The organism is Paraburkholderia kirstenboschensis (genome assembly GCF_032806925.1).
Classification (GTDB): domain Bacteria; phylum Pseudomonadota; class Gammaproteobacteria; order Burkholderiales; family Burkholderiaceae; genus Paraburkholderia; species Paraburkholderia kirstenboschensis.
Map to the genome: position 1 here is coordinate 2,203,639 of NZ_CP136513.1, position 23,379 is coordinate 2,227,017.

15 protein-coding genes are annotated in these 23,379 nt (G+C 61.7%); 2 read left to right on the forward strand and 13 right to left on the reverse strand.

Going from position 1 to position 23,379, the window contains the following annotated elements:
- Positions 1–34: 34 nt before the first annotated feature.
- The 12 genes from RW095_RS32515 to RW095_RS32570 all read right to left on the reverse strand — a co-directional run bounded on the left by RW095_RS32515 (position 35) and on the right by RW095_RS32570 (position 21,312).
- Positions 35–1,537: a ShlB/FhaC/HecB family hemolysin secretion/activation protein gene (locus RW095_RS32515; protein WP_317020035.1), complete on the reverse strand. Its 1,503-nt coding sequence runs from the start codon at positions 1,535–1,537 to the stop codon at positions 35–37.
- Between the two features lie 670 nt (positions 1,538–2,207).
- Positions 2,208–9,611: a hypothetical protein gene (locus RW095_RS32520; RefSeq protein ID WP_317020036.1), complete on the reverse strand. Its 7,404-nt coding sequence runs from the start codon at positions 9,609–9,611 to the stop codon at positions 2,208–2,210.
- Positions 9,612–9,638: 27 nt separating this feature from the next.
- Complete coding sequence (locus RW095_RS32525) at positions 9,639–10,859, reverse strand: two-partner secretion domain-containing protein (protein ID WP_317020037.1); 1,221 nt, start codon at positions 10,857–10,859, stop codon at positions 9,639–9,641.
- A gap of 655 nt (positions 10,860–11,514) precedes the next feature.
- Complete coding sequence (locus RW095_RS32530) at positions 11,515–11,931, reverse strand: CopD family protein (RefSeq protein WP_128586328.1); 417 nt, start codon at positions 11,929–11,931, stop codon at positions 11,515–11,517.
- 209 nt (positions 11,932–12,140) lie between these two features.
- A complete protein-coding gene (locus RW095_RS32535) occupies positions 12,141–13,412 on the reverse strand; it encodes a glutamate-5-semialdehyde dehydrogenase (RefSeq protein ID WP_317020038.1) in 1,272 nt (423 codons plus the stop codon).
- Between the two features lie 274 nt (positions 13,413–13,686).
- Complete coding sequence (gene holA, locus RW095_RS32540) at positions 13,687–14,805, reverse strand: DNA polymerase III subunit delta (protein ID WP_317020039.1); 1,119 nt, start codon at positions 14,803–14,805, stop codon at positions 13,687–13,689.
- Between the two features lie 36 nt (positions 14,806–14,841).
- Complete coding sequence (locus RW095_RS32545) at positions 14,842–15,396, reverse strand: LPS-assembly lipoprotein LptE (RefSeq protein ID WP_317020040.1); 555 nt, start codon at positions 15,394–15,396, stop codon at positions 14,842–14,844.
- 91 nt (positions 15,397–15,487) lie between these two features.
- Positions 15,488–18,079, reverse strand: a complete 2,592-nt coding sequence (gene leuS, locus RW095_RS32550; RefSeq protein ID WP_317020041.1) for a leucine--tRNA ligase — start codon at positions 18,077–18,079, stop codon at positions 15,488–15,490.
- 147 nt (positions 18,080–18,226) lie between these two features.
- Positions 18,227–18,658, reverse strand: a complete 432-nt coding sequence (locus tag RW095_RS32555) for an ExbD/TolR family protein (protein WP_317020042.1) — start codon at positions 18,656–18,658, stop codon at positions 18,227–18,229.
- A gap of 72 nt (positions 18,659–18,730) precedes the next feature.
- On the reverse strand, positions 18,731–19,441 hold the full coding sequence (locus tag RW095_RS32560) for a MotA/TolQ/ExbB proton channel family protein (protein ID WP_317020043.1): 711 nt from the start codon (positions 19,439–19,441) through the stop codon (positions 18,731–18,733).
- A gap of 57 nt (positions 19,442–19,498) precedes the next feature.
- Positions 19,499–20,296 (reverse strand): 4-hydroxy-tetrahydrodipicolinate reductase, encoded by a 798-nt coding sequence (gene dapB, locus RW095_RS32565; RefSeq protein ID WP_128590331.1) that lies wholly within the window; start codon positions 20,294–20,296, stop codon positions 19,499–19,501.
- A 191-nt stretch (positions 20,297–20,487) separates the two neighbouring features.
- The gene (locus RW095_RS32570) at positions 20,488–21,312 is read right to left on the reverse strand and encodes an outer membrane protein assembly factor BamE (RefSeq protein WP_317020044.1); all 825 of its coding nucleotides are present in this window, start codon (positions 21,310–21,312) and stop codon (positions 20,488–20,490) included.
- Between the two features lie 158 nt (positions 21,313–21,470).
- On the opposite strand from RW095_RS32570, the gene fur reads away from it, so the two are divergent.
- Complete coding sequence (gene fur / locus RW095_RS32575) at positions 21,471–21,899, forward strand: ferric iron uptake transcriptional regulator (protein WP_012434340.1); 429 nt, start codon at positions 21,471–21,473, stop codon at positions 21,897–21,899.
- 122 nt (positions 21,900–22,021) lie between these two features.
- The gene (locus RW095_RS32580) at positions 22,022–22,171 is read left to right on the forward strand and encodes a hypothetical protein (protein WP_317020045.1); all 150 of its coding nucleotides are present in this window, start codon (positions 22,022–22,024) and stop codon (positions 22,169–22,171) included.
- 104 nt (positions 22,172–22,275) lie between these two features.
- Here RW095_RS32580 and gap read toward each other — a convergent pair whose 3' ends face one another.
- The gene (gap, locus tag RW095_RS32585) at positions 22,276–23,286 is read right to left on the reverse strand and encodes a type I glyceraldehyde-3-phosphate dehydrogenase (protein WP_006051892.1); all 1,011 of its coding nucleotides are present in this window, start codon (positions 23,284–23,286) and stop codon (positions 22,276–22,278) included.
- Between the last annotated feature and the right edge of the window lie 93 nt (positions 23,287–23,379).

The window sequence follows — 23,379 nt, forward strand, 5'->3', positions numbered from 1 at the left end:
ATGAGGTGATCGGTGCGACAGGCGCCATCGACCGTTAGTGTTTCCAGGTAACAGACAGCCAGTACTGCAGAGGCTTCTTGCCGGGCTCGACCCAGGAAGCCGATGAAAAACCATAGGGTTTGGATACGGAAGCCGAGACGGTTGCGCCAATCGGTGTCAACCAGTCGACGCTCGCGCCGTAGCCGGCCAGGGTGCGGGTGTTGGTGACACCCGGCACGCCGACATAGCTCTTTTCCCAGTTAGCCCAAGGCGAGTGATTCACGCGACCGACAGCGAAGTCGGAAAAGATGCCGAACTGAAGCTGATGCCCCGTGGCCACCGGGAAGCGCTGATACAGACCCGCGTTGATGACCACGCCGTCATCGAACGAAACTTCGTCTGTCCGATAAGCGCGGACTGCATCTGGACCGCCGGCCGTGAGCTTTTCGCTCGAGTCCAGGTTGCGGCTCGCGAACTGCGAATTGACCCGACCCGTCAGAAAAAGATTGCCGCTGCGCGTCAGTGCGTAGGTGCCGAAACCGGAACCGGTGAGCTTCGCGTAGTTGCCTGCGCGTTGCGGACCGGCGTCGAGCGCGGGCTCGTCGTTGCGCTGATGACCGAGCGTCAAGGCTGCCTGTCCGCTCAGAATGTTCGTGCGCAGTTGTTGCGGACGATCGCCGTTGTCGGCTTGCACCGAGAGACGTACAGAATCGAGCGTGCTGTGCGAGGCGAACCCGTAGTCCTTGTAGGTGGTCTCGGCCAGGCTGTGCAGAACGGACGCAGCGCCCCAGACGTTCGCGTCGAGACCACGCATGAACGGATACAGCACGCCCGCCTGAGCAGTGGTGGCGACGCCTGCGACCGGCGTTCCCGCGTTGATCGAGTACTGCTGGCGCGTGATGCCGCCCGTCAGACGAAGACCGTCGTCGAAGATCGGCACGCTGCCAGTCAGCGAGCCTGTCCACATCTTCTTGTCGGTGGCCATCAGCGTGAAGGCGTAGCTCTCGCCAGCGCCGAAATAGTTGTTGCCCGATGCGGTGACGCCAAAGCGATAGCTGCCGGTGGACTCGATACCCTGGTTGTCCATGATGAGGTCGGCCTGCATCGGCTTACCTTTTTGCGCGATGCTGAAGACGACGTCTATGTCGCCTACGCCCGAGCCCGGAGCAATCTGCGGAGCTTTTTCGATCGCGACGCCTGGCACGTCCTGCAACAGTTGTGTGGAGCGTTCAAGGTGCGGCGTGCTCAGCACGCAGATGCCGTTGACCGAATCGCCGTTGCACAATGCGCGTGAAATGAGTCGCTGCAAACGCACATCGTCGACGCGGGATTTGTTTTGAACCACGATTTTCCGGATTCGTCCGGGATACACGGTGAACGTCGGCTGGGCGCCTCGTTGGGCGGCGCGCCAGTCGTCGTCGGTCATCAACACCTGCGCGACGGGAAAGCCGCCTTGGCGCAGCGCATCCGTAAGACGGTCCGACCAGAGATTCACATCGCCCAGGTTCGCGGGAGTAGAGCCGAGCATTGCCGCCTTTTCGCGCAACACCTTTGTCATTGCTGCCTCCTCGCGGCTGCCCGCGGGAATCACCTTGAAAGCGACCGCTGCCTGAACGGCTGGCAGACTTGCACTGACAGTGGAAACAGGCTCTGCATGAACGACGCCTGCCGTCAACAACGGCAGAACCCACATTGCCCGTGTGATCTGCCGATTTACTTTGCTTTTGCGCGACAACATCGAATTAACCTTGCACTCAGATTAAATACCATGGCGTCACAATTTGCGGATTTTCAGCCGAAACAGCGTCGCCCCATGAATAAGAGATTAAGAGTCGAGCACTTCGAAGCGAATAGGACTATTCCAAAAAAACTCTGAGCATCGCAAAAATGTTTTTCGGATTTGGGCGAGGGTGTTGCATAGACTCTTTGTTGGATATGGAAAATTCTGAAGAACCAACAACAACGTAAATAGGAATATTCTTAATTACCGGCTTCGCCAATGACATTTTTATAGGCCACCGGGTCGATATTCGGCCAACCGCGTTAGTTATTAGTGAACGCCGATTTCTGGAAAGTGAAATAGAAAAGGGCGGTGCGCATGGCACCGCCCTTTGATTTAGCAAGTAGACACTTTATGGTTAATCGTCCCGTAAGGGACGACCGGCAATCGGTGTTCTCTTCGCACCTCACGCCCGTCATGCAGCAGGCGCAAGGTGCGGTTCAAAGCGTCAGGCTGCGCTTTTGACCGTGGCGCGTGCCGGGCTGCCCGTGGGCGCGAGGCCCATCTTCAGCCAGCCGTGCGACTTGACCACGTAGGCCTTGCCGTCCTTCACGCCGCTTTCTGTGTAGAAGTACTCATGCGTCTGCATGTTCACGGACAGGTCCGCCTTCGTCTTCTGCTGCGGATCTTCGTATGTGAAGTGCTTCACGCCTTCTGCGCCGTCGCGATACGCCAGACGACGGTCGAGTTCGCCAGCGTGCGTGAACAGCTGCACATCGGCGGAGTTCGTCGTCATGTCGACAGTGACGTGCTCCAGTTCGGCATCCGCCCAGAACACCGGGTCGCCGGATTCGAGCGTCAACGCCTGCTCTGTTTCCAGGTACCAGTGCGCAGACAGCATGTCGCTCATGAAGTAGGCCGCTGCGCCGCCAATTCCGATTGCACCGATTGCACCTGCAGCGATACCACCACTTCCGCCGCTCGATCCGCTGACTGACGGCGTACCACCGTTGTCAACAGGAGGCGTGTTGCCGCCGTTGCCGCTACCGCCGTTGCTGCTACCGCCGTTGCTGCCGCCGTTGTCACCGCCGTTATCACCGCCGTTGCTGCCGCCGTTGTCACCCGGCGTCAACACCGTGCCGTTGTCGATGATCACGATCGTGCCGTTGTCGGTCACGTTCACATCGCCGTCGATGATGGTGCCGTTGCCGTTCGTCGAGTTGCCGGAGATCTCGCCGGAGCCGTTGCCCGAGATATTGATCGAACCGTTCGGATCCACGATCACGCCCGTGCCATCAGTCGAGTTGCCGCTGATGTTGATCGTGCCGTTGTCCGTCGTGTTCACCGAACCGTTGATGTCCGTACCCGTACCGTTGGTCGAATCACCCGAGATGTTCGTCGCGCCGTTACCCGAGGTGTTGATCGAACCGTTCGGATCGACGATCACGCCCGTGCCATCAGTCGAGTTGCCGCTGATGTTGATCGTGCCGTTATCCGTCGTGTTCACCGAACCGTTGATGTCCGTACCCGTACCGTTGGTCGAATCACCCGAGATGTTCGTCGAGCCGTTGCCCGAGGTGTTGATCGAACCGTTCGGATCCACGACTACACCCGTGCCATCAGTCGAGTTGCCGCTGATGTTGATCGTGCCGTTATCCGTCGTGTTCACCGAACCGTTGATGTCCGTGCCCGTACCGTTGGTCGAATCACCCGAGATGTTCGTCGAGCCGTTGCCCGAGGTGTTGATCGAACCGTTCGGATCCACGACTACACCCGTGCCATCAGTCGAGTTGCCGCTGATGTTGATCGTGCCGTTATCCGTCGTGTTGATCGAACCGTTGATGTCCGTGCCCGTACCGTTGGTCGAATCACCCGAGATGTTCGTCGAGCCGTTACCCGAGGTGTTGATCGAGCCGTTCGGATCGACAATCACGCCCGTGCCATCAGTCGAGTTGCCGCTGATGTTGATCGTGCCGTTGTCCGTCGTGTTGATCGAACCGTTGATGTCCGTGCCCGTACCGTTGGTCGAATCACCCGAGATGTTCGTCGAGCCGTTACCCGAGGTGTTGATCGAACCGTTCGGATCGACGATCACACCCGTGCCGTTCGATGCATCACCGCTGATGTTGATCGTGCCGTTGTCCGTCGTGTTCACCGAACCGTTGATGTCCACGCCCGCATCCGTGCCGTTGCCCGAGATGCTGGTCGCGCCATTGCCCGAGGTGTTGATCGAACCGTTCGGATCCACGACTACACCCGTGCCATCAGTCGAGTTGCCGCTGATGTTGATCGTGCCGTTGTCCGTCGTGTTGATCGAACCATTGATGTCCGTGCCCGTACCGTTGGTCGAATCACCCGAGATGTTCGTCGAGCCGTTGCCCGAGGTGTTGATCGAACCGTTCGGATCCACGACTACACCCGTGCCATCAGTCGAGTTGCCGCTGATGTTGATCGTGCCGTTATCCGTCGTGTTGATCGAACCGTTGATGTCCGTGCCCGTACCGTTGGTCGAATCACCCGAGATGTTCGTCGAGCCGTTACCCGAGGTGTTGATCGAGCCGTTCGGATCGACAATCACGCCCGTGCCATCAGTCGAGTTGCCGCTGATGTTGATCGTGCCGTTGTCCGTCGTGTTGATCGAACCGTTGATGTCCGTGCCCGTACCGTTGGTCGAATCACCCGAGATGTTCGTCGAGCCGTTACCCGAGGTGTTGATCGAACCGTTCGGATCGACGATCACACCCGTGCCGTTCGATGCATCACCGCTGATGTTGATCGTGCCGTTGTCCGTCGTGTTCACCGAACCGTTGATGTCCACGCCCGCATCCGTGCCGTTGCCCGAGATGCTGGTCGCGCCATTGCCCGAGGTGTTGATCGAACCGTTCGGATCGACGATCACGCCCGTGCCATCAGTCGAGTTGCCGCTGATGTTGATCGTGCCGTTATCCGTCGTGTTGATCGAACCGTTGATGTCCGTGCCCGTACCGTTGGTCGAATCACCCGAGATGTTCGTCGAGCCGTTACCCGAGGTGTTGATCGAACCGTTCGGATCGACGATCACGCCCGTGCCATCAGTCGAGTTGCCGCTGATGTTGATCGTGCCGTTGTCCGTCGTGTTGATCGAACCGTTGATGTCCGTGCCCGTACCGTTGGTCGAATCACCCGAGATGTTCGTCGAGCCGTTACCCGAGGTGTTGATCGAACCGTTCGGATCGACGATCACGCCCGTGCCATCAGTCGAGTTGCCGCTGATGTTGATCGTGCCGTTATCCGTCGTGTTGATCGAACCGTTGATGTCCGTGCCCGTACCGTTGGTCGAATCACCCGAGATGTTCGTCGAGCCGTTGCCCGAGGTGTTGATCGAACCGTTCGGATCGACGATCACGCCCGTGCCATCAGTCGAGTTGCCGCTGATGTTGATCGTGCCGTTATCCGTCGTGTTCACCGAACCGTTGATGTCCGTGCCCGTACCGTTGGTCGAATCACCCGAGATGTTCGTCGAGCCGTTGCCCGAGGTGTTGATCGAACCGTTCGGATCGACGATCACGCCCGTGCCATCAGTCGAGTTGCCGCTGATGTTGATCGTGCCGTTATCCGTCGTGTTCACCGAACCGTTGATGTCCGTGCCCGTACCGTTGGTCGAATCACCCGAGATGTTCGTCGAGCCGTTACCCGAGGTGTTGATCGAACCGTTCGGATCCACGACTACACCCGTGCCATCAGTCGAGTTGCCGCTGATGTTGATCGTGCCGTTATCCGTCGTGTTCACCGAACCGTTGATGTCCGTGCCCGTACCGCTGGTCGAATCACCCGAGATGTTCGTCGAGCCGTTGCCCGAGGTGTTGATTGAACCGTTCGGATCGACGATCACGCCCGTGCCATCAGTCGAGTTGCCGCTGATGTTGATCGTGCCGTTGTCCGTCGTGTTGATCGAACCGTTGATGTCCGTGCCCGTACCGTTGGTCGAATCACCCGAGATGTTCGTCGAGCCGTTACCCGAGGTGTTGATTGAACCGTTCGGATCCACGACTACACCCGTGCCATCAGTCGAGTTGCCGCTGATGTTGATCGTGCCGTTGTCCGTCGTGTTGATCGAACCGTTGATGTCGACGCCCGCATCCGTGCCGTTGCCGGAGATGCTGGTCGCGCCATTGCCCGAGGTGTTGATGGAACCATTCGGATCGACGATCACACCCGTGCCGTTCGATGCATCACCGCTGATGTTGATCGTGCCGTTGTCCGTCGTGTTGATCGAACCGTTGATGTCCGTGCCCGTACCGTTGGTCGAATCACCCGAGATGTTCGTCGAGCCGTTACCCGAGGTGTTGATCGAACCATTCGGATCGACGATCACACCCGTGCCGTTCGATGCATCACCGCTGATGTTGATCGTGCCGTTGTCCGTCGTGTTCACCGAACCGTTGATGTCCACGCCCGCATCCGTGCCGTTGCCCGAGATGCTGGTCGCGCCATTGCCCGAGGTGTTGATCGAACCGTTCGGATCGACGATCACGCCCGTGCCGTTCGTCGCATCACCGCTGATGTTGATCGTGCCGTTGTCCGTCGTGTTCACCGAACCGTTGATGTCCGTGCCCGTACCGTTGGTCGAATCACCCGAGATGTTCGTCGAGCCGTTACCCGAGGTGTTGATCGAACCGTTCGGATCGACGATCACGCCCGTGCCATCAGTCGAGTTGCCGCTGATGTTGATCGTGCCGTTATCCGTCGTGTTGATCGAACCGTTGATGTCCGTGCCCGTACCGTTGGTCGAATCACCCGAGATGTTCGTCGAGCCGTTACCCGAGGTGTTGATCGAACCGTTCGGATCGACGATCACGCCCGTGCCATCAGTCGAGTTGCCGCTGATGGTGGTCGAACCGTTACCCGAGGTGTCAACCGAACCGTTGATGTCGACGCCCGCATCCGTGCCGTTGCCGGAGATGTTGATCGTGCCGTTGTCGGTCGTGTTGATCGAGCCGTTCGGATCGACGATCACACCCGTGCCGTTCGATGCATCACCGCTGATGTTGGTCGAACCGTTACCCGACGTATCAACCGAACCGTTGATGTCCACGCCAGCATCCGTGCCGTTGCCGGAGATGTTGGTCGAGCCGTTGCCCGACGTGTCGATCGAACCGTTCGGATCAACGATCACGCCCGTACCGTTCGACGCGTTGCCGCTGATGTTCGTCGTGCCGTTGTCCGTCGTGTTCACCGAACCGTTGATGACCACACCTGCGTCCGCGCCGTTGCCCGAGATATCGGCCGCGCCGTTACCCGAGATGTTGATCGAGCCATTCGGATCGACCACCACGCCCGAACCATTCGTCGAGTCACCCGACACATTCAGCGTGCCGTTGTCCGTCACGTTCAGGCTGCCGTCGATGACCGCACCGCTGCCGTTCGTCGAGTTGCCGCTGATGTCAGCCGCGCCGTTGCCGGAGATGTTGATCGAGCCATTCGGATCGACCACCACGCCCGAACCATTCGTCGAGTCACCCGACACATTCAGCGTGCCGTTGTCAGTCACGTTCACGCTGCCGTCGATGACCGCGCCGTTGCCGTTCGTCGAATTGCCGCTAATGTCAGCCGCGCCGTTGCCCGAGATGTTGATCGAACCATTCGGATCGATCACCACGCCCGAACCATTCGTCGAGTCACCCGACACATTCAGCGTGCCGTTGTCCGTCACGTTCAGGCTGCCGTCGATGACCGCACCGCTGCCGTTCGTCGAGTTGCCGCTGATGTCAGCCGCGCCGTTGCCGGAGATGTTGATCGAGCCATTCGGATCGACCACCACGCCCGAACCATTCGTCGAGTCACCCGACACATTCAGCGTGCCGTTGTCAGTCACGTTCACGCTGCCGTCGATGACCGCGCCGTTGCCGTTCGTCGAATTGCCGCTAATGTCAGCTGCGCCGTTGCCCGAGATGTTGATCGAACCATTCGGATCGACAATAACGCCCGAACCGTTGGTCGAGCCACCCGACACGTTGAGCGTGCCGTTTTCCGTCACGTTCACGTTGCCGTCGATGACCGCACCGTTGCCGTTCGTCGAATTGCCCGAGATGTCAGCTGCGCCGTTGCCCGAGATGTTGATCGAACCATTCGGATCGACAATAAAGCCCGAACCGTTGGTCGAGCCACCCGACACATTCAGCGTGCCGTTGTCCGTCACGCTCACATTGCCGCCGATGACCGCACCGTTGCCGTTCGTCGAGTTGCCGCTGATGTCAGCCGCGCCGTTACCAGTGATGTTGATCGAGCCATTCGGATTGACGATCACACCCGAACCGTTCGCCGACTGCCCCGAGATGTTGACAGTGCCGTTCTCCGCGACGTTCACGCTACCGTTGATAACGGTAGCATCGCCGCTGTTCGAGTTACCGGAGATGATCGCCGCGCCGTTGCCCGACACGTTCAGACTGGACAAATCCGAGACCCCGGCGCCCGTGTTGGAGTCGCCGCTGATCGTCAGCGTGCCACCGCCCGAGACTGCGTTGGGCGCAGTAATGTTCACTCCGGGGCCGCTGTCCGAGGTGCCCATGACGTTGACCGCTGAATTGCCCGAGACGTTCGCGCCGTAGCGTTCCCATACGCCGTCCTGCGTCCCGGTTCCGACCACGTTGATCGTGCCGTTGTCCGTCGTCGTGGTGTTCGGCATGATCACGCCGTGGCCCGCAGTGCCCGTACCGGTCATATTGATGGTGCCATTGCCCGATGCCGTTGCCGCCCCCTGGTACCAGAGACCAGACGTTCCCTCCCCGTTCATATTGATGTGGGCGGTGTCCGTGGCCGTCGACTGCCAGTAACCTTGCGCTCCCCAGCTCTTATTGGATCTGGTGTTGAGGTTGATCGTCGAATTTTGCGACGCGAGAAGCGCACCGTCCCAGTCGACGAAACCAGCGCCAGTGTTCGAAGACGCCTGGATGTTGATGGTGGCGTTGTCCGAAGACTTGACCTTGGCACCGAAGTTATAGCCGCTTAAGATTGCGGTGGAATCGACGCCAACCCCAGGCCCTGTTTGGGAAGTACCGGAGATGTTGAGCGTCGACGACTTGTCGGCGACCGCACTGCCAGACACGTACACGCCGAGGCCCGTGTTGCTCACGCCGGTGATTTCCAGCGTACCGTTATCCGTAACGGATACATTGGAGTTTGTGGAAACTCCGGGCGCCCCAATCGAGACGCCGTAACCACCAGTCGAGGAGCCCGTAATGCTCATCAAACCGCTGCCCGTCTTCGTGAGGGTCGCACCAGGCTTCATGCTTACGCCCGTGCCCGTGTTAGACGTGCCGGTCACTGTCAGCTTGTCGCTGCCAGTCGCGGTGAAGCTTTTCGCGAACGTCACGCCGTCACCGGTGTTTGCGGAGCCAGTGATTGAACCGCCGCCGACATTAGTCACATTGCCGGCCAGATAGACCGCGGCCGCACCCGCAAGACCATTGCCGTTCACCGCGTTGCCGGAGATCGAGAGCGTGCCGCCGCCCAGATCTGTATTCGCGCCCTGCACCGTAACCGAACCATTGTGATTGCCGCTCCTGTCGGCGGCCAGGTTCAGGTTCAACTTGTTGCTGGTGGTCGTAACGTTGCCGTTAAGCTGGATGCTGCCGTTGGCCAGCAGCGTGAGGTTGGCGTCCCCACCCGCGCTCTTGACAATATCCGCACCCGACTGCTGCACGATTTTGCCCACCGCCGTGCCCGCGCTCGCCGTCGTGATGGTCACATCCGTGCCTGCGTTCAGCGCGTTGCTGATCGTCGTGTTCTTCACCGTCGCGGTGCTGTTCGAGCCGCCGCTGAAGCCGCTCGTCACGCTGCCGCTGTAGTTGCTGTCCGCGCCCGTGCTGATGGTCACGTCGGTCGGATCGATCAGCCATTCACCCGCCTTGCCTTCCGGCGCCGCTGCGCTCACCTGACCCTGCACGTCGAGGCTATGACCCTACGTTTCGACGAAGCCGCCGTTACCATGCGCCGAACCGGCGTTGACCGTTGCACCTGCATCGACCTGCGTGAAGTTCGCGAACTGCACGCCGTCCTGCAGCATGCCTTGCGCTTGTGTACCGTCCAGCTTGTGCAAGCTGTCGCCGCCGATGATGACCTTGCCGCCCTGCGTCGCGCCGCTTGCATCGATCGATGCATTGCCGAACACGCCCACGCGGTCGCCCGACAGCACCACCGTGCCGCCCGCGCCCGTTGCGTTCGATGCATCGATCTTGCCCGTCACCGCCACGTCGCCCGTATCGCCTGCATCGGCCACGACCGTGCCCGCGCGCACCACGCCCGAGAGGTTCACCACGGTGTTCAGCAGCGTGTTGCTGCCGCGCGCCGTCAGCAGCACCGAGCCGTTTTCTGCCTTGATGTTGCCGCTGTTTTCCACCAACGCATTCGCCGACGCGTTTGTCAGCGTCAGCTGGATGCCCTGGCCGTTCGGCAGCGCGACCATCGCGCTGTCGCCCGCCGCGAGCGCCACCTGGCCGCCCTGCGCCGTCGTGATCGTGCCGCTGTTGCGCACCTGGTCGCCCATCATGACCACGTAGCCCTGCGCGTTGATCGCGCCGTCGTTGACGACGCTTGCGTTCGTGCCCGTCGATTTCAGCGACAGCGGACCGCCCGCCATGAATGCGTTCGAATCGACCGACTTCGTGGTCGCGAGCAGCGAGCCGACGTTCACCACCGAGCCCTTGCTGAACAGCACGCCGTTCGCGTTCTGAATCAGCACCTGACCATTGGCGAGCAGCGAGCCCTGAATGTTCGACGGCACGCCGCCAACCACGCGGTTCAGCGCCTGCGCCTGTGCGTTCGGCTGATTGAACTGGACCGTGTTGCCCGAGCCGACGTTGAACGAGTTCCAGTCGATCACGGCACGTTGCGTGCCCTGATTGATGGTCATCGTGTTCGGGTTGGTTTGCGAGATGCTTGCCTGACCGGCCATCACCTGGCCGTTGGTCGGCAGCGACTGCGCGCGGCCCACCGACGGCTGCAATGCAACGAGCGCCACTGCCACGGCGGTCATCGCGGAAACGACGCCCAGTTCGCGGCCCGAAGGACCTACGCCGGCGCTCTCGCCAGCCTGCTTTCCTTGACTCGCCACATTCTCCGCAACAGCGACGAGCATGCCGAGACGTTTGCTAAATACCCGGCGAAACCGATTCCTGTTCATGAAAGACTCATAATTAAGTTGGATACACGACAACCGCCCACTGCGGCTCGCACATTGAGCGAAGCGGGGCTACGGCCGTCGTGCTTTGCTAATGTTCGAGATTGAGAATATGAGATGCGTCCAACGGACAGAATCAGACAAGGACTAAAAACGCCTTAGGAATAAGGCGCTTCTGCGGACGAACTCGGAGGCGATACGGCGCGCCGAAGGCTGGCAAATGGGCTCGCCGTATGAGTTGCCCCACAGTCGAAGAAAAGGAAAACGCCGTGACGTGCTTGCGCGATGCGTGCAGCGCAGTAAAGAAGGTGCTGAGCGAGTCCGCCGATGTCAGCGGCGAGAACTGCCGCGCACGGACAAGCGCGGCCAATTTGCCGCATGAAAATTCAGAATAGTCTTAGTCGACAAAGCACCGGCGCGCGTCGCCTCGAATCGGCGTGACACGGAAGCGACTGGAAATTTGAGAGCTCTGCAAAGTCAGCGAATGCACTGGAAGCGTTCAAGCTCCGTGGCACTCACACTTGCATCTGCGCGGCGGGGAATGCCGCGTCTTTGAAAGTGAAGCAACTACGTGGTCGTCACACGAAACGCGGCGCCGCGTCACGTTGCAAAGCGCCCGAATGATTAGTCATCCGAACGCTTCACGTGTATCAAAACATCAAAACGGCTTGATCACCACCAACGCCACGGCAGCCAGCATCCCGAGCACGGGAAGTTCGTTGAACATCCGATACCACTTGTGCGTGCGGCGGTTTTCTCCGCGCTCGAACGTTCGCAGCAGCACGCCACAGTAAGCGTGATAAATTACCAGCAGCACGACGACGCCGACCTTCGCGTGAATCCACCCCTGCCCTTGCCCGATTCCCACGACGAGCCAAAGCCACAGCCCGCAAATCAGCGCCGGCACCGCGATGAACGACATGAAGCGGAACAGCTTGCGCGCCATGAGCAGGAGACGCTTGACTGCGGCCGGCTCGGTTTCCATCGCCAGGTTGACGAAGATGCGCGGCAAATAGAACAGGCCGGCAAACCAGGAAGCGACCAGAACGATATGAAACGTCTTGATCCAGAGCATCGGAAAGTCCTTGCGGTGCGGGTTGATTGTTATAAAGCGCGTCTTGTAAAACGCGTATTGTGACGAGCGGCGGCAATCATGGCGATCATGCACCGCGACGCAAAGTGACCGGTCGCCGCAGCAACAAAAGACGCGAAGAAACAGGAAGGCCAACACAGGCAGTCGTACGCGGCCGCGTTGCACGGCCACGTATTCCATCGGATTCGCGCTTATTGGCGCCCTTCGCCATGGCCGAGCACGACGTATTTCAGCGACGTCAACCCTTCCAGTCCAACCGGGCCGCGCGCATGAAGCTTGTCGTTGGATATGCCGATTTCTGCGCCGAGACCGAACTCGAAGCCATCGGCGAAACGGGTTGACGCATTCACCATCACGCTTGCCGAATCCACCTCGCGCAAAAAGCGCATGGCGCGGTCATGATCTTCCGTGACGATCGCGTCAGTATGTTGCGAGCTGTACGTGTTGATGTGCTCGATCGCCGCGTCGAGATCGTCGACCACCTTGATCGCGAGCACCGGCGCGAGGTATTCGGTGCGCCAGTCTTCTTCCGTTGCATCGACGAGCGGTCCCACACCCGCGTCGGCCAGCACCGCACGCGCCGCCGCGTCCACGCGCAATTCGACTTCCTTTTCGCGATACAGCTTGCCAAGCGGCGGCAACACTTCCGCTGCAATGCCGCGCGCGACCAGCAGCGTCTCCATCGTGTTGCATGTGCCGTAGCGGTGCGTTTTGGCGTTATCGCACACGGTCAGCGCCTTCGTCAGATCCGCGCGATCGTCCACGTACACGTGGCAGATGCCGTCGAGGTGCTTGATCATCGGCACGCGCGCTTCGTTCATCAGCCGCTCGATCAAGCTCTTGCCGCCGCGCGGCACGATAACGTCGACATATTCGGTCATGGTGATCAGTTTGCCGACAGCTGCGCGGTCCGAGGTCGCGACAACCTGCACGGCGTCCTGCGGCAAACCGGCGGCTTCGAGGCCTTCACCGATCAGCTTCGCGAGCGCCGTGTTGCATTCCAGCGCTTCGGAACCGCCGCGCAGGATCGTGGCGTTGCCCGACTTCAGGCAGAGCGCGGCGGCGTCGATCGTCACGTTGGGACGCGATTCGTAGATGATGCCGATCACGCCAAGCGGCACGCGCATCTGCCCGACCTGAATGCCGCTTGGCCGGTACTTCAGGTTGCTGATCTCGCCGATCGGGTCGGCAAGCGCCGCGACCTGGCGCAAGCCTTCGACCATCGTTTTGAGCGCTTTATCCGACAAGGTCAGCCGGTCGATGAAAGCCGCGTCGTGACCTTTCTCGCGAGCGCGCGCGAGGTCGCGCGCATTGGCTTCCTTGAGCAACGCGGCGTCGCGCTCGATGCCTTCGGCCACCGCCGCGAGCGCGGCGTTCTTCGCGGCCGTCGATGCCCGCGCCATCGCGCGTGAGGCCTGGCGGGCACGGCGGCCGAGGTCGGTCATGTACTTGTCGATATCCATGGTGATTCTCGTGATGCCGCGCACGTCGGCGTGCGGCGGACAGGCTGATTAGCGAAAGATTCAAAGATTGTAAGTCGGGCCCCGGCGCTCTGCTTGCCACCGCGGAGAGCGCTATATATCGCGCCGATCCGGCCGATGCTTGACCCGCTCAGCCAGGCAGGCTTTCAGGCGAACTCGCGATCAGCGCGGCTTGCTGATTCACCTGAGCGCTGGCGCCTATGGTTCCGCGTTGGCCCCATGCCTACCAGACCGTCAGCCAGGCTGGCTTACCGGATCACGCTGGCCTTCGCGCCCCGGCAGCCGCTCCGGCCCGAGGTCGTGGCGCAGGAGCCGCCGGCGTTTTCGGTGAAGCCACCGACATCGCCAGTTCGAACAGCCCATCCCACGGGTCAGGCGGCGGATCGTTGCGGTGATTGCCCGGCGTGCCGCCCGACAGCCCCTTTACCTGTCTGTCGAGCCGCGCCGCGAGCGCCAGGGACTTCTCCAGCGCCGCCTCGGTGACACGCGACAACGCCGGCCCGATCAACCGCTCGCGTGGCCCCCACACACGGTTCTCGCGCACGAGCACGGCGAGCGGCTTGCCGGCCGCGACGCCGCGCTTGATACGCAACAGCGTACGCAATTCTTCGACGACCGCCCACAACACGAGCACCGTGGCCTCGCCTTCGCCGCGCAACCCGTCGAGCATGCGCGACAGACGGCCTACATCGCCCGCGAGCATCGCCTCGTTCAGCTTGAACACGTCGTAACGCGCGACGTTGAGCACCGCGTCGTGAATCTGCTCGAAGCTCAACGAGCCGGCCGGATACAGCAAGCCCAGCTTCTGGATTTCCTGATGCGCCGCGAGCAGGTTGCCCTCGACACGCTCGGCAATGAATGCGAGCGCGCGCCGCCCTTCTTCTCCGGCCGCAACCCGTTGACCTTGCGCCGCGAGCCGCTGGCCCACCCAGTTCGGCAACTGCGCGCGCTCGACCGGATCGATTTTCAGCGCGACGCCCGCGTCGGCGAGCGCTGTGAACCACGCGGATTTTTGCGTGGCCGCGTCGAGCCGCGGCAGCGTGATCATGGTGAGCACGTCGCCGCTGACGGAAGCGGCAAGCGTCTTGAGCGCGTCCGCGCCTTCCTTGCCTGGCTTGCCCGACGGAATGCGCAATTCGACCAGTTGACGGTCGCCGAACAGCGACATCGACTGACTCGCGCCCAGCAGCGAACTCCAGTCGAAACCGCGCTCAACGGTGAACACCGAGCGATCCGTGAAGCCCGCCGCGCGGGCCGCCCCGCGAATCCGGTCGCACGCTTCCTGCGCGAGCAGGTGCTCGTCGCCGTACACGACGTACAGTCCGGCGAGTCCCTTGGCGAGATGCGCTTCGAGCGCGTCAAGTCGCAGTTGCATGGCTATGTCTACCTCAAATCCCGTCGAAGCCGACGCTCACAGCGGGGGCGGCGGCAAAGGCGCGCGCGGCGCGACGGCCGGCACTTGCTCGCCCGGCGCGGGATGCAGCGAACGCACGCTCGAAAGACGGCGCGTGAGCTGGTCGATTGCGTCGTTTTCCATATCGGCGAAGAGGATGTCCGACTCGGCGGCTTTCGCTTGCGAGTACTTGTCGCTATAGGTCATCGCGCGGTTCAGCGCGATCACGCTCGGCGGAATCAGTACCGTGCCGTCCTTGCCGATCAGCGAGTAGTTCATGGAGAGATTCAATTGATACTCTTCGACGACGCCCAGTGAGTTCAGCGTCAGCGTGCTGTAGCCGCGGCCTTCGGTAATCTGCAAGGTAGCGTCCGCGCTGGTCACCGAGTTCACCACCACCGTGTCGCTGCCACCTTGCACCATGCGTGCGAGCCGCGCGTTCGCCGATTGCGATCCGCCGGCGACGAACAGGCGCTTGAATGCATAGTCCTGCTGGCCGCGCAACTGGAAGCCGCACGCGGACAACATCAATACGCTGCAAGCGAGCGTCAAAAAAAACGATCTGCGAGTCACATTGGCTCCTGGTTCGCAGTGGGTTCCCGGCGAGAGGCACGCGCCGCCGCACGCGACGGCGCCATGCCCGTTGACAGATGCTGCTGGATCGTCAAACGACCACGTTCACGAGGCGGCCCGGCACCACGACAATCTTCCTGGGCGCCTTGCCTTCGCTGAACTTCGCGACCATTTCGTGCGCGGCCGCCAACTGCTCGATCGATTCGCGCGACGCGTCTTTCGCCACCGTCAGCGCGCCGCGCACCTTGCCATTTACCTGCAGCACGAGCTCGATCTCCGATTGCTCGAGCGCCTTCTCGTCGACCTTCGGCCACGGCGCGTCGAGCAGCGAACCGAACTCGTCGGCGTAACCGAGTTCCTGCCACAACTGGAACGTGAGGTGCGGCACGACCGGGTACAGTACGCGCAGCATCACGCCATAAGTTTCGCGCAGCACGGCCGGCTGCGCGCCCTTTGCGCTGTCGAGCGCGTTGAGCATTTTCATCGCGGCCGACACGACCGTGTTGTACTGCAAACGCTGGTAGTCGAAGTCGGCCTGCTTGAGCACGCTGTAGATTTCGCGGCGCAGCAGTTTGTCGGCGTCGGCGAGTTGCGCGGCGTCGAACTGGCCGCCCGCGCGCAGCGCGGCTTCGTTCGCGTGACCGAAGCTCCACACGCGACGCAGGAAGCGGCTCGCGCCTTCCACGCCCGAGCCCGACCACTCCAGTTGCTGCTCGGGCGGAGCGGCGAACATGACGAACAGACGCGCGGTGTCCGCGCCGTGCTGGTCGATCAGCGATTGCGGATCGACGCCGTTGTTCTTCGACTTGGACATCTTCTCGACGCCGCCCAGCACGACCGGCTGGCCGTCCGAGTTCAGCACGGCACCGACCGGACGGCCCTTGTCGTCGAACGAAACCGTGACGTCGGCCGGGTTGTACCAGGTCTTCTTGCCCGTAGCGTCTTCGCGATAGTAGGTTTCATTGAGCACCATGCCCTGCGTGAGCAGGTTTTTCGCCGGCTCACCGAACTTGACGAGACCGAGGTCGCGCATCACTTTCGCCCAGAAGCGCGAGTACAACAGGTGCAGAATCGCGTGCTCGATGCCGCCGATGTACTGGTCCATCGGCGCCCAGTAGTCGGTGCGCTCGTCGACCATGGTCTTTGCGCCCGGGGATGCGTAGCGGTAGAAGTACCACGACGAATCGACGAACGTGTCCATCGTGTCCGTCTCGCGTTTGGCCGCGCTGCCACAGGTCGGGCAGGTACAGTTCACGAACGCTTCGGACTTCGCGAGCGGGTTGCCCGTGCCGTCCGGCACGAGGTCCTCGGGCAGCACGACAGGCAGGTCTTTTTCCGGCACCGGCACGTCCCCGCACTTCGGGCAGTGGATGATCGGAATCGGCGTCCCCCAGTAACGCTGGCGCGACACGCCCCAGTCACGCAGACGCCACGTGATCTGCTTGTCGCCCAAGCCCAGCGCCTTCAGGTCGGCGGCGATCGCGTCAACTGCCTGTTCGTAGTTCAGGCCGTCGTACTTGCCGCTGTTGACGAGCGTGCCGCTCTTCTCGCCGTACCAATCTGCCCAGGCCTGCGTGGAAAATTCCTTGCCTTCGACCGCCACGACCTGCTTGATCGGCAGACCGTATTTCTTTGCGAACGCGAAATCGCGCTCGTCGTGCGCCGGCACACCCATCACCGCGCCTTCGCCATAAGTCATCAGCACGTAGTTGCCGATCCACACTTCGACCTGTTCCTGCGTGAGCGGATGCTTGACGAAAAAGCCGGTGGCCATGCCCTTCTTTTCCATCGTCGCGACGTCGGCTTCGGCCACACCGCCGCGCTTGCATTCGTCGATGAAAGCCTGCAGTTCCGGCTTGTCTCGCGCGAGACGCGTGGCGAGCGGATGCTCGGCCGCGACCGCGCAGAAGGTCACGCCCATGATCGTGTCGGCGCGCGTGGTGAACACACGCAACAGCTTCTGTTCGCCGTCGATTTCATACGGGAAACCGAAGTTCACACCGAAGCTCTTGCCGATCCAGTTCTGCTGCATGATCTTCACGCGCTCGGGCCAGCCGAGGCCTTCCAGATCGTTCAGCAACTCGTCTGCGTACTGCGTGATGCGCATGTAGTACATCGGGATTTCGCGCTTTTCGACGAGCGCGCCCGAGCGCCAGCCGCGCCCGTCGATCACCTGCTCGTTCGCGAGCACCGTTTGATCGACCGGGTCCCAGTTGACGGTGCCGGTTTTCTTGTACGCGATGCCCTTTTCCAGCATCTTCAGGAAGAGCCACTGGTTCCACTTGTAGTAGTCCGGGCTGCAGGTGGCGACTTCGCGCGACCAGTCGATTGCGAGGCCCATCGACTGCATCTGCTTCTTCATGTAAGCGATGTTGTCGTAGGTCCACTTTGCCGGCGGCACGTTGTTGGCCATCGCGGCGTTTTCCGCCGGCATGCCGAACGCGTCCCAACCCATCGGCATCAGCGCGTTGTAGCCGTTCATCCGCAGATAGCGGTACATCACGTCGTTGATCGTGTAGTTGCGCACGTGCCCCATGTGCAGCTTGCCCGACGGATACGGCAGCATCGAGACGCAGTAGAACTTGGGCTTGTCGGTGGTTTCCGATGTCTTGTACGCGTCGATGGCGCGCCATTGCCCTTGCGCGGCGGATTCGACGTCGGAGGGAACGTATTTTTCGTGCATGGTGTGATGGGATCGCTGGGTTCGGTGCTTCCGCACCGGCCGCTTGGTGCTTTTGCTGGATGAAATGGCGTCGTTTCCCTTACTGCGGGGAAAGGGCTGATTATACCGTTCGCGGACGGCTGCGCCGCGTGGCGAGCGCCTGCTCGCCTACTGCTGCGCGCCCGGTGGCGGCGGCTCGGTCACAAAGCCGATTCGCTCGAGACCGGCCTGCTGCGCGGCGCCCATGACCTGCGCGATCACCTCGTAGCGCGTATTGCGCTCGGCGTGCAGAAGGATTTCCGGCTGGTCGGCCTGCTTGCCGGCTTGCGCAAAGCGCCCGCGCATCTGCTCCAGCGTGATGACGCTGCCGTCCCAGTAGAGCTTGCCTGCGGCATCGATTGAAAGAGAAATGGTTTGCGGCGTTTCGCGCGCCGGCGCAGACGCGACCTTCGGCAGGTCGAGACGAATCGCGTGCGTGAATAAAGGCGCGGTAATGATAAAAATCACCAGCAGCACGAGCATCACGTCGATCAGCGGCGTCATGTTGATATCGGCCATCGGCGCGGCCGTCTGCTTTTTTTCGAGTCCGCCGAATGCCATGTCGCCTCCTTACGTCGTGACGCGCGCTTAGTGCCCCTAGTGCGCTTATTGCCCGTAGTGCCCTTGTTGCCCTTAGTGAGTCGTGGCCTGCGGACCGCGCACCGACGCTTGCGGCTGGCCCACGGGCGCGCACACGTATGCATGCAGGTCGTGCGCGAAACCGTCGAGTTCCTCCGACAGCTGCCGCACGAGGCGCCCCAGCACGTTGTAGGCGAGCACTGCGGGAATCGCGACCACGAGACCGAAGGCCGTCATGATGAGCGCCTCGCCGACCGGGCCTGCGACGTTCTCGATTTGCGCCTGACCGCTCGCCGCAATGCTGCCGAGCGCGTGATAAATGCCCCAAACGGTGCCGAGCAGGCCAACGAAAGGCGCCGTGCTGCCCACCGAAGCCAGCAGCACCTGGCCGAATTCGAGCCGCCGCTGCGACGCATTGAGGGCCTGACGCAGCGCCCGGACCACACGCTCGCCGCGCTCGACGCGCGCAAGCAGTGCGCCGGGAATGTCGACTTCGGCTGCATGGAGCGCCGCTTCTGCCAGCGGCGCGAAAACGCGCTCGCGGTCGGCGCGCTTCAATGCGGCGACGCCTTCGGCCAGTGTCGGCGCCTGCCAGAAGCGCGCGACAGCGCGAGTCGCCTGACGTTTGGCCCGCACCAGCACCCAGGTCTTGACGATCAGAAAGCACCAGCTCGCAATCGACATCGCCAGCAGCACATAGGCGACGCCATGCGTGATCGCGTCGCTCGTTTGCAGGTAATGGATGATGCCGCTGCCGCCTGCCATCTGATTTCGCCGGGGAAAAGTGAGTTCGCGCGGGTAACTAAGCCTTGCGCGTCGCGTTTAGCGCAGGCCGAGCACGTCTTGCATGTCGAAGAAGCCGGTCTGATGGCCTTCGAGGAAACGCACGGCACGCAGCGCGCCCTGTGCGTACGACAGGCGGCTCGCCGATTTGTGCGTGATTTCGATGCGCTCGCCGATGCCCGCGAACAGCACTGTATGGTCGCCGACGATATCGCCGCCGCGAATCGCCGAAAAGCCGATCGTGGACGGATCGCGTTCGCCGGTCACGCCTTCGCGGCTGTAGACCGCGCAGTCGTCGAGATTGCGCCCCAGAGCATTGGCGATCACTTCGCCCATCGTAAGCGCGGTGCCCGACGGCGCATCGACCTTGTGACGGTGATGCGCCTCGATGATCTCGATGTCGTAGCCGGTCGCGAAATGCTTCGCGGCGTACTCGAGCAGCTTGAGCGTGACGTTCACGCCCACGCTCATATTCGACGCGAACATGATCGCGATGTTGTCGGCCGCGGCGCGCAGTTGCGCCTTCTGCTCGTTGTCGAAGCCGGTCGTCCCGATCACCATTTTCACGTTGTGACGCTGCGCGGCTTCCAGGTGCACCAGTGTGCCTTCAGGGCGCGTGAAGTCGATCAGGTAGTCCGATTCGGCGAACACACGTTCGATGTCGTCGGTCAGCATCACGCCGGTCTGTTTGCCGAGAAAGGCGCCGGCGTCCTGACCGAGTTGCGGCGAACCCGCACGGTCGAGCGCGCCCGACAGCGTGGCGTCGGAATCGTTAAGAACGGTTTCGATGAGCATGCGGCCCATACGGCCCGATGCGCCAGCAATCGCAATTTTCATGGCTACGAGGATTCGAAAGACACAGCCCTGCAGAGGCGGGCAAAAGCGGCGGCGGGCAGCACGCCCTCGCACCGCGCGCGACTGGAACAGCAGAGAATCGGACGGCACCGCGCGAAGCCCGAAGCGACTTTGCAGTGGCACTTCACGGCGGGCGATTCCGCAGCGGCCGTCTTAAAACAAGGACAGCGTTATTACTGGCTCGTTCCCGAAGTGGACGACGCGCCAAGCGGCGCGTTCGGCGTCGGGCCGCCGCTTTGCGAGCCCGTCGGCCCGACCGGATTGTCTTGCGACGACGGCGATTGCGGCGGCGGCGGACGGTGGAACTGGAACTGCGGCTGACCACCGGACGTCGGGCCTTGCGGCGGTATGCCGCCGGCGTTCGCGGTCGGAGCCGTTGAGCGCACCGACGACGGCGTATTGCGCGACGGCGCTTGCACCGCATTCGTCGCACGATTCGCGGCTTGGGCGGCTTCAGCGTTCGCGTCGGTGGACGGCGCGGCCGCTGCGGCTGCGCCTTCGACGGACGGCGAACGCGCGGTGTCGACCGTGACCGGCGCCGTGGCTACCGGCGCGCTTGCCGCGCCCGTGCTGCTCGCTACGTTCGCCGCGGCGGCCTTCTTACCGCGCTTGTCACCGTCGATCTCGGCGAGCAATTCGAGGTTGGACGGCAGGTCTTCACCGCCGCTCCAGCTGGCGACGCGATCGCCCGCGAAGTTGACCACGAAGTCGCGCTGCTGCACGACGTTAGTCGAGCCGCGCTTGAAATAGAACACGTAGTCCCAGCGATCTGCGTGGAACATGTCGGCGAGGAGCGGCGTGCCCAGCAACTGACGCACCTGTGCGCGCGACAGACCGACCTGCATTTGCGCGGCGGCTTCTTTCGAAACAAAGTTGCCTTGCACAACGGTAATCCGGTACGGCGTGATGCTTTGAGCAACTCGCTGCGTGAGGCTGTCGTACGTGGAACATCCTGCAAGAATCGCGACAGCCGCAACAGCGGTCAAGGTACCCCGCATGCGGCTCCCCCGGTAGATCAGTTGAGATTTTGAAATCATTTCACTCACCGTGCGGGCCCGCTGACGAGCCGCGCGAGTTTCATTCCATTGAAGATGACCAGAACGGCAAAAACACATTACTATGAGAGCCCAGCATTGTACTCTAGGGATCCCTTGTCATGACCAATCCAACCGATCTCAAGAACATCGGGCTCAAGGCGACCCTTCCGCGCCTCAAAATCCTCGAGATTTTTCAGCACAGCCCGGTGCGTCACCTGACGGCCGAAGATGTGTACCGTAACCTCCTGCACGAGGAACTCGATATCGGTCTTGCCACCGTCTATCGTGTCCTGACGCAATTCGAGCAGGCCGGCCTGCTGTCGCGCAGCAATTTCGAATCGGGCAAGGCGGTATTCGAACTGAACGAAGGCTCGCATCACGACCACCTGGTATGCCTCGATTGCGGGCTCGTCGAAGAATTCTTCGACTCGGAAATCGAGAGTCGTCAGCAGTCCATCGCGAAGGAACGCGGCTTCAAGCTGCAGGAACACGCACTGGCGCTGTACGGTGCCTGCACCAAGGAAAACTGCCCGCATCGCAAGCATTGACGCGGTGCCGGCCGTGTCGGGGGGCGCGGTCGAACGGTTAGCAATGAGCAGAAAAAATGGCCCGGCCCGATTAAATCGGCCGGGCCGTTTTTTCGTCGGGCGCATTTGGGGGAAACGCCCTCATGCAACGCGTGCTGCCTTCACGGCGCGAGTTCCTGCTGTCCGCGTACGCCGAGCATCGCGAGACTTTGCTGCGGCTGACAGAGGCGGCAGAACCTCTATCTGAGACGCCGCGGCGCGTCGGCGTCTATTTCGCCGCTCCGCAGGCGTAAAAAAGCCGCTCCGAGGAGCGGCTTGCTTGCCGAACCGCACCGAACCAAACCGAACCGCCGGCGTTGCAACGACGGCGGCGGCGGCCGGAAAAGCGTGTAGCGGCTTACTTCGCGTTGGCGAGCGCCACGGCCGTGTCCAGCATGCGGTTCGAGAAGCCCCACTCGTTGTCATACCAGCTCGACACCTTCACGAGGCGGCCCGACACCTTCGTCAGCGTTGCGTCGAACGTCGACGATGCCGGGTTGTGGTTGAAGTCGATCGAGACGAGCGGCGCGTCGTTGTAGCCGAGGATGCCCTTCAGCGCGCCTTGCGACGCTTCCTTCATGATCGCGTTGACTTCCTCGACCGTCGTGTCGCGTGCGGCGATGAACGACAGATCGACCACCGACACGTTGATGGTCGGGACGCGAATCGCATAGCCGTCCAGCTTGCCGTTCAGTTCCGGCAGCACCAGGCCGACAGCCGACGCAGCGCCCGTCTTGGTCGGGATCTGGCTGTGCGTGGCCGAGCGCGCGCGGCGCAGGTCTTCGTGATACACGTCCGTCAGAACCTGGTCGTTCGTGTACGCGTGAATCGTCGTCATCAGGCCGTTCACGAGGCCGATCTTGTCGTTCAGCGGCTTGACGAGCGGCGCGAGGCAGTTCGTCGTGCACGATGCGTTCGAGATCACCGTGTCCGATGCCTTCAGCACGTTGTGGTTCACGCCGTAGACGATCGTTGCGTCGACGTCCTTACCGCCCGGCGCCGAAATGATGACCTTCTTCGCGCCGCCCTTGATGTGCGCGCTTGCCTTTTCCTTGGTCGTGAAAAAGCCCGTGCATTCCATCACGACGTCGACGTTCAGCTCGCCCCACGGCAGTTCAGCCGGGTTGCGGTTGGCCAGCACGCGGATCTTGTCGCCGTTGACAACCAGGTAGTCGCCGTCCACCGACACTTCGCCCGGGAACTTGCCGTGCGCGGTGTCGTATTGCGTGAGGTGAGCATTGGTCTTCGCATCGCCGAGATCGTTGATGGCGACGATTTCGATATCGTGCTTCTTGCCGTTTTCATAGAAGGCGCGCAGCGTGTTGCGGCCGATCCGGCCGTAGCCGTTGATTGCAACGCGAATCGTCATGATCTATCTCCTGATGACTAAAAAAATACGTCGATGTTCGTCTGACCGGCTGCGTTGCCGCGCGTTCATGCTCGTGCGTCACACGTGCGGCAA